At 42.9% G+C, this 8,179-nt stretch carries 6 protein-coding genes; all 6 read left to right on the forward strand.

From position 1 onward, the window contains the following. On the forward strand, nt 1-1,125 hold a 1,125-nt coding region (locus CAG69_RS07205; RefSeq protein ID WP_161443437.1), incomplete at its 5' end, for a glycosyltransferase. Further along, the gene (locus tag CAG69_RS07210; protein WP_161443439.1) at nt 1,109-1,720 is read left to right on the forward strand and encodes a sugar transferase; all 612 of its coding nucleotides are present in this window, start codon (nt 1,109-1,111) and stop codon (nt 1,718-1,720) included. The genes CAG69_RS07205 and CAG69_RS07210, both read left to right, overlap by 17 nt. Beyond that, nucleotides 1,713-2,342, forward strand: a complete 630-nt coding sequence (locus CAG69_RS07215; protein ID WP_161443441.1) for an acetyltransferase — start codon at nt 1,713-1,715, stop codon at nt 2,340-2,342. The genes CAG69_RS07210 and CAG69_RS07215 overlap by 8 nt, the downstream gene beginning before the upstream one ends. A 33-nt stretch (nt 2,343-2,375) precedes the next feature. Next, nucleotides 2,376-3,551 carry an aminotransferase class V-fold PLP-dependent enzyme gene (locus CAG69_RS07220; RefSeq protein ID WP_161443443.1) on the forward strand — a complete coding sequence of 392 codons (1,176 nt, stop codon included), beginning with the start codon at nt 2,376-2,378 and terminating at the stop codon, nt 3,549-3,551. Between the two features lie 275 nt (nt 3,552-3,826). Beyond that, the gene (locus tag CAG69_RS07225; protein WP_161443445.1) at nt 3,827-5,815 is read left to right on the forward strand and encodes a polysaccharide biosynthesis protein; all 1,989 of its coding nucleotides are present in this window, start codon (nt 3,827-3,829) and stop codon (nt 5,813-5,815) included. Between the two features lie 168 nt (nt 5,816-5,983). After that, nucleotides 5,984-8,083 carry a YjbH domain-containing protein gene (locus tag CAG69_RS07230; RefSeq protein ID WP_237668048.1) on the forward strand — a complete coding sequence of 700 codons (2,100 nt, stop codon included), beginning with the start codon at nt 5,984-5,986 and terminating at the stop codon, nt 8,081-8,083. Nucleotides 8,084-8,179 lie beyond the last annotated feature (96 nt).

Consider the following 8,179-nt stretch of genomic DNA (forward strand, 5'->3'; position numbering starts at 1 on the left):
GTTCCAGATACGCTTGATGCAATATTGAAAGAGCAGCCAAGATATTTGAATGGTTTTTTCGATGTGTATCTCGCAACATCTTCTGGAAAAAGTATTTCACTCGTTGAAGAAAGAGAAGGAATTAAAATTAATTTAGTTCCAATGGTGAGAGGGATAAATCCGTTATTTGATATTTATTCCATTATAAAAATGATTTTGTTAATAATTAAGATACAACCAGATATTATACATTCATACACTCCCAAGGCTGGATTAGTTACAATGATTTCCGCATGGTTAATGAGGACACCTGTTCGAATTCATACATTTACTGGTCTTATATTTCCTACTGCTAGGGGACTAAAAAAGCGAATATTAATTGCAGTTGACCGTTTAATATGTCACTGCGCTACTGTAGTTGTTCCTGAGGGGGAGGGTGTTAAAAATGACTTGTACGATTACAAAATAACGGATAAACCCTTAGATGTAATTGGTTACGGGAATATAGCTGGAGTCGATACCTCATTTTTTGAAAAGAATCTGGTTTTAATACAGCCAATTCATGATGACCTGAGAAAGGCCATTCACGAAAATGACAAGTCTTTTGTATTTTGTTTTGTTGGCAGGCTTAATAAGGATAAAGGTGTTGCTGAACTGGTAAAAGCATTTTCTCTGATGCCTGAAAATGCAATTCTTTTTATTTTAGGCAATTTAGATTCTCAGTCCCCTCCGTCAAAAGATATTGTTGAATATATAGAGTCACATCCAAGGATATATAGGTTTGGCTTCCGAGAGGATATCAGGCCTTTCCTTGCTAGAACTCATATCTTAGTTTTGCCTAGCTATAGGGAAGGTTTTCCAAATGTTATTTTGCAGGCAAATTCAATGGAGGTCCCCGCTATAGTAACCAACATTAATGGTTGTAATGAAGTTATACAAGATCAATTAAATGGTTGGTTGGTTAAACCGGGAGATTATATTTCATTGTATATTGCAATGGAAGGTTCAATGGCTTGTAAAAAACTATCTAAAATGGGTGATTTAGCAAGAAATAATATCGTAACTAAGTATGAAAGAAATGAACATTGGATCCGTATGGTTGATTTTTATGGAAAGCAGGTAGCCCCAAATGAAAAGATTGTTTGACTTCTTAGTTTCTCTCATGGCACTTATCTTGTTGTCTCCTATTATTTCATTAGTCGCTTGGAAAATACGCAAGAACTTAGGCTCGCCCGTGTTGTTTCGTCAAACACGTCCTGGTTTGCATGGCAAACCATTTGAAATGGTTAAGTTCCGTACCATGAAAGATGCAGTCGATTCACAAGGAAATCCACTTCCTGATTCCGAGCGAATGACTCCGTTCGGAGACAAATTGAGAAATTCAAGTCTCGATGAGCTTCCGGAGTTGTGGAACGTATTGAAAGGTGAGATGAGTTTAGTGGGGCCACGTCCTTTATTAATGCAGTACTTACCGCTTTATAGTAAAGAGCAAGCAAGACGTCACGAAGTCAGGCCTGGCGTAACGGGCTGGGCTCAAATTAATGGGCGTAATGCGATTAGTTGGGAAGATAAGTTTAAGCTCGATGTCTGGTATGTCGATAATCGTAACCTATGGCTAGATATCAAAATTCTGTTCCTAACCGTTAAAAAAGTGTTTGTGAAGGAAGGAATATCGGCAGATGGCCATGTCACGATAGAACCTTTTACTGGTCAATCAAAGCAGAGCGAAGTCCATGAATAGAACTTGCGCAATTTTAGGCGCTAGTGGTCACGGGAAAGTCGTTGCTGAAATTGCGGAGCTAAATGGTTATACAAACATTGAGTTTTTTGATGATCGCTGGCCAGAGTTGCAAAATGTGGAGCATTGGCCAGTCAAAGGGAATTCCGAAACCTTATTAAAGATAGCGGCGCAGTTTGATCTAACGGTGATAGCGATCGGCAATAATAAAATCAGGTTAGAAAAGCAGAATCAGCTCAGTACAGCTGGCGCTAAGTTCTCTGTACTAGAGCACCCTAGGGCCACAATTAGTCGGTATAGTCAACTTGATAAAGGTACGGTGGTCATGGCTGGTGCTGTCATCAATCCTTTCGTCAAAGTTGGTAAAGCATGCATTATTAACACGGCCTCAACGATAGATCATGACTGCCATTTAGCGGATGGCGTACATGTTAGCCCTGGTTGTAATCTTGCGGGCGGGGTAACTGTCGGGGAAGGTTCTTGGCTCGGTATCGGAAGCCAAGTTAAACAACTTATTTCCATTGGTACGGGCGTAATGGTAGGAGCCGGCGCGACTGTCCTGAACCATGTACCAGACTTGCAAACTGTTGTGGGTACGCCTGCACAGCTCGTAAACTCAAAATAACATTCTCAGAATAATTTTTATTTAGGTGACATCGTGCTTAATACTCCATTTTCTCCATGGCCTTCTTTTACTCAAGAAGAAGCCGACGCAGTTAGTCGTGTACTACTGTCAAACAAAGTAAACTACTGGACGGGTAGTGAGTGCCGTGAGTTCGAAAAAGAATTCGCAGCTTGGGTTGGATGTGATCATGCTGTTGCACTAAGCAATGGTACCCTTGCACTTGATGTCGCGCTTAAAGCGTTAGCGATTGGTGAAGGGGACGAGGTTATTACGACGCCTAGAACGTTCCTTGCTTCTGCGTCTTCTATTGTTACGGCTGGCGCCAACCCTGTGTTCGCTGATGTGGATCTCAATAGCCAAGCCATTACGGCAGCGTCGATTGAAGCGGTCCTAACTCCTAAGACTAAAGCGGTCATCGTTGTTCATTTGGCTGGTATGCCGGCAGAAATGGATGCCATCATGGCGCTTGCAGAAAGACATGGTTTTTATGTTATTGAAGATTGTGCTCAAGCACATGGCGCAAAATACAAAGACCGCAGTGTCGGCACAATTGGTCACATTGGTGCTTGGTCATTCTGTCAAGATAAGATTATGACGACAGGCGGTGAAGGCGGCATGGTGACCACGAATGATAAAGATTTGTGGTCAAAAATGTGGTCTTACAAAGATCATGGTAAGAACTATGACGCGATTTATAACCGTCAGCATCCACCAGGCTTTCGCTGGTTGCACGACAGCTTTGGAACCAACTGGCGTATGACTGAGCTACAAGCTGTGGTTGGTCGTATTCAATTGACTCGCATGTCAGAGTGGACGGCAAAACGCCAAGCCAATGCGGCACAAATCGATGAGGCTGTTGCAGATCTCAATATCGTTCGACGCGTTCACGTGCCTGAGCATTCGCAGCACGCTGAATACAAACATTACCTTTTTGTTGAGCCTAAACATTTGGCAGAGGGCTGGACGAGAGATCGCATTGTGGAAACCATTGTGGAACGTGGTGTTCCGGCTTATCAAGGTAGCTGCTCTGAGGTGTATTTAGAAAAAGCATTTGATAATACGCCATGGCGACCAGAAAAACGTTTGCCGAATGCAGTGCTGTTAGGTGAAACCAGTTTAATGTTTTTGGTTCATCCAACATTATCGTCAGAAGAAGTCGCTAAAACGTGCGGTGTGATCCGTGAAGTGTTGTTAGAAGCGCAGAAGTAAACCAGTTCAGTCTAAGTGGGACGCATAAATAATAGTGCTTTAATATGTCGTTATTTATGTTTTCCTGTAACAGCGTCCCACCACTTGATGAAAATGTAAAATGTCTGCTACGCAGATTGCTTAAAAGATGCGATGCAGTGAGAGAATATGCAATTAATGGTTCTATACATAATCATCAGGTTGTATAATCTTTGCTCAGGTTATCTCATAATATTAACTAGCATTACCACCAAACTCTAAAAATAAACTTGGGGTAATGAGGCTTACATACTGTCATGATTGAAAATAATTCCAAACTTAACGTCATTTGGTCTTTACCGAGATATCAAAAGCGCCTTATTAGTATCGGAGTGGATTTCTTTATTATCTCTGCTGCTTTTATGTTTGCTTATTGGTCTCGCATTGGTGAATTCCGCCCACTTCCAGATACAAGCAGTAACTATGTACTGTTGGCAACCATTGTGTGTACGCTTGCTGTTTTTGTCTCGTTTGGCCTCTATCGAGCGGTGCTACGCTATTTAGGCTTTCATGTTCTGGCAGTCGTCGGGTTGGGTACGATTCTATCTGCGCTTTGTGTGGCCAGTTTTGCTTTCGCATTTGATGCCCAACTACCACGCTCGATTCCTTTTATTTATGCCGCTTTTCTTGCGATCGGTGTAGGGACTAGCCGTCTGCTGGTAAGGAGCTTGGTTGCTCAATCGGTACACAAAGCCGGAGCGCCAGTTCTTATTTATGGTGCGGGTAGTGCCGGTCGTGAGCTTGCGTTTGCGCTGCGACAATCAGAAACCTACCGAGTTATTGGCTTTGTCGACGAAGACAAAACGCTTCAAAACACAATGCTAATGGGTTACCGAGTCTATACAGCGGATAACGCGATGAAGGCGATTAGAAAGTATGAAGTAAAAAAAATCTTACTTGCTATTCCTAGCGCTTCAAACAAACGCCGTAAGGAAGTCTTAGATAGAATTTCTAAACTGCCTGTTGAAATCCAAACCGTTCCAGATATGAAAGATATCCTTACGGGTAAGGCGAAGATTGATGAACTGAAAGAGGTTCCGATTGGTGATTTGTTAGGTCGAGACCCTGTTCAGCCGCAACAAGTATTAATGGAAGCGAACATCAAGAATCAAGTAGTGATGGTGACGGGAGCTGGTGGTTCAATTGGCTCTGAGTTATGTCGTCAGATTTTAAACTACTCGCCAAAATCATTGATCTTATTTGAACTGTCTGAATTTGCGTTGTATCAGGTGCACAGTGAATTGAGTCAAATCATTAAAGCTAACAATCTGAGCATTGTCGTCGTTCCATTGGTTGGCTCTGTGCAGAGACAAAATCGCTTAGAAACCACCATGAAAGCCTTTGAAGTGGACACGGTTTACCATGCTGCGGCGTACAAACATGTTCCGCTGGTGGAGTACAACGTTGTTGAAGGTGTAAGAAACAATGTGTTTGGCACTTACTATACAGCGCAAGCGGCGATTGATGCAGGTGTGAAGAATTTTGTTCTTATTTCTACTGATAAGGCTGTTAGACCAACGAACGTGATGGGTGCGACTAAACGTATGGCTGAGTTGGGTCTACAGGCGTTGGCACAGCAACAAAACCGAATTCGTGAGAGCAACCCTAATCTGGGTACGCGTTTCTGCATGGTGCGCTTTGGTAATGTTTTGGGTTCGTCTGGCTCGGTAATTCCTGTATTCAAAAAACAGATTAAGAAGCGAGAACCTATTACGGTCACCCACAAAGACATTACTCGATACTTTATGACAATTCCAGAAGCTGCCCAGTTGGTTATTCAAGCTGGGGCGATGGGTAAAGGTGGCGATGTATTTGTTCTCGATATGGGGGAGCCAGTTAAGATTGTCGATCTAGCGAGGAATTTGGTTTACTTATCCGGCCTTGAAGTCAAAGATGAAAACAATCCTCATGGCGATATAGAAATTCTCTTCACTGGTTTGAGGCCTGGAGAGAAGTTATATGAAGAACTGTTGATTGGGGATGATAATGTTTCCGAAACGGCACACGCTCGCATTATGACAGCTCAAGAAAGTTACTTGCCATTGAAAGAGTATGAGACCTTGATCGACAAGCTCGATGTTGCTTGCCACAACTTCCAACACGAAGTGATTCGTCGTTTACTGCTCGAGGCCCCTACAGGTTTTAACCCAGTAGATGGCATTGAAGACCTTGTATGGAAGCAAAATACTCGCACTGCGGAGTTATATACTTTTGAACCAAAGCAAAGTAATGCAGGTGAAACTTGATGCTTTTGTCTGATTGGTAAATAATAGAAAAATTAATAAGATATGTTGTTGTGGTACTCGCAGTGGTGGTTTGTTTACTACGAACGTAACGTGAACATGTCGTAATCTCAAAAAGGCACTTCTGAGTGCCTTTTTCTGTATTCAATACATTAACAGTGGCTAAAACTGATGGCACAGAAAACGATAAAAACAGGGATAGCAGCATTATCGCTGCCGCTACTGGTAAGTACTTCTCTTACCGCTCAGGAGTTGGCGACGCTGCCTTCGAACCAAAGCTTTACCGGATTGACTTTTACGCCCAATGCACAGTCTTTAAATTACGGCGATTTTTCTTTTACGTACGCTCAAGGCTTACCATTTAGGACGGCAGTTCAAGATTTAGATTCTCTTAAATTTTCGTTTGGCTTGCTTGAGGGGTTAGAAGCTCACGGAAGAATCGTCACAGACGATTACACCTCCAACTGTTTTTATGATTGTGGAGACATTCGTGATTTATCTATGTCTTTCAAGTATCAGGTCCCTAACTTTTGGGGTTCGGAGAATCTCGACTTTGCTCTAGGTATTCAGGATTTGGGTGGCGCCGGGAATCAGTTCAGCACTAAATACGCAGTTGCAGATTACTCTTTCGACTTTGCTCCAGTTCGAGTGTCGGCAGGTTACGGGTTCTCTGATATCGAATTGGGTGTGATGGATGGCCCATTCGGTGGTATTGAGTATCAACCATTGAGCTTTTTACAGGTCAGTGGGGAATACGATGCTGTGGAGTTCAACTCATCGGTAAAACTTTTTACTCCACAAGGTACACTGCCTTATGATGTGACAGCTTCACTCAGTTATCAGCTATATTCAGGCCACAATACAGATGAGCAAAATATCTGGAACGCGGCACTTTCAGTACCTCTAGTCACCGGGTACACGCGTTCTCGCGATTACTCTCGTAATAATGTCACGTTGATGGAAAGGCTGTCTTTGGAGCAGAAGAAAGCCAAAGAGGCTTCTATCTCTGCTTTGGTGAGCACGCTTCGTAATGAAGGTTTTGTGAATATTCAAATCGGTCTGTTGAACCAAACGACGGTAGTTGCGTTAGAAAACCGTCGTTATAACCATAACCAAGTTGACGGTTTAGGTGTTGCGATGGGGATCATCTCTAGCCACCTAGGTCAAAACGCCGTATCAGAAGTGGGCGGTGAGTCGGATCGCATTGAGCTAATTATGCTCGCAAACCAAAAGCCTGTTGTTAGTGTGCAAGCGAATTCGTCTTGTTATCAAAGTTTTATCAATGGGTTTGCTGCGTGCGAGGATATTAAGTTCACGACACGAGATTTAGCCGAGAAACTTGAGCTGGTTAATTGGAAAACAGAGCGCGTAAATAGCGGTGTACTAGACTCTCAACTTGTTTTTTCACCTATGGTTCGCCATGCCGTTGCGACAGAATTTGGGGTCTATGACTATTCTTTTGCCATGTCGAGCAACTTATATACGTATCTTTGGTCTGGTGCCGCTGTCGATGTTCGCCATATTCTGCCGTTAGCAGAAAGTGACGATTATGAAAAATGGGGATACTTTGAAGATAGCGCGTACGAGAATGATATCGAGCGTGCAATGTTGCATCAATTCTTCCGTTTGCCTTATGTTGATATCGCGAACCAAGTATCCGTCGGTTTGGCGAAAACAGATTATATTGGCGCGAGAAGTGAATCAACATGGTTTTCTCAGTCCGGTGCGCATGCCTTTAGCTTAGAAATGAGTTATTTCCAGCACGTTGATGAGAAAGATGAAAATGGCTACGAGACTCTCGATCGTCAAACTTCGCTAGCTCGTTATACTTTCTCAATGCCTGAATGGGATTGGCAGTTTAACGCGACAGCGGGTGAGTTTTGGCGGGGTGATGTCGGTGCCAAGCTAACAACCTCTCATTGGTTTGAGGATATTGAGGTTTCCGCCACTTATCAGGTTACTAAGTACAAAGATACTGATGAAGAGCAGTTTGTGGCTGTTTCAGTCAAGCTACCATTAACACCTTGGCGCGATATGTCTCCTGGTTTGTTGCAGGTTAGAGGCAACGAGGCCTATGACTTTAATGTGATGACACGAGTAGGCAATGATGTGAATTACTTAAGTGATGGGCAAGGTGATGAGCTTATCATGGACAACAGCATGCTACGTCGTTACTTCAACCGTGGTCGCTATGGTAGTGATTACTTTGAAGAGAATAAGATTCGCTTACGTAATGCCTACCTGCGTTACCTATCAACTCAGTTAGACTAAACCCATAGAGTAATACGATGTGCAAAAAGCGGCCAATGAGCCGCTTTTTTATTTTCTAATGTATGAAGCTTAGGTTGCACAATATTGTTTCACTAT

It is taken from the genome of Vibrio sp. V43_P6S15P86 (assembly GCF_009904725.1).
GTDB lineage: Bacteria > Pseudomonadota > Gammaproteobacteria > Enterobacterales > Vibrionaceae > Vibrio > Vibrio diabolicus.

Excerpts from the sequence above, each read along its gene's own strand:
- CAG69_RS07210 (WP_161443439.1), top strand. The coding sequence starts at position 1,109 with ATGAAAAGATTGTTTGACTTCTTAGTTTCTCTCATGGCACTTATCTTG.
- CAG69_RS07215 (WP_161443441.1), top strand. The coding sequence starts at position 1,713 with ATGAATAGAACTTGCGCAATTTTAGGCGCTAGTGGTCACGGGAAAGTC.
- CAG69_RS07225 (WP_161443445.1), top strand. The coding sequence starts at position 3,827 with ATGATTGAAAATAATTCCAAACTTAACGTCATTTGGTCTTTACCGAGA.
- CAG69_RS07230 (WP_237668048.1), top strand. The coding sequence starts at position 5,984 with ATGGCACAGAAAACGATAAAAACAGGGATAGCAGCATTATCGCTGCCG.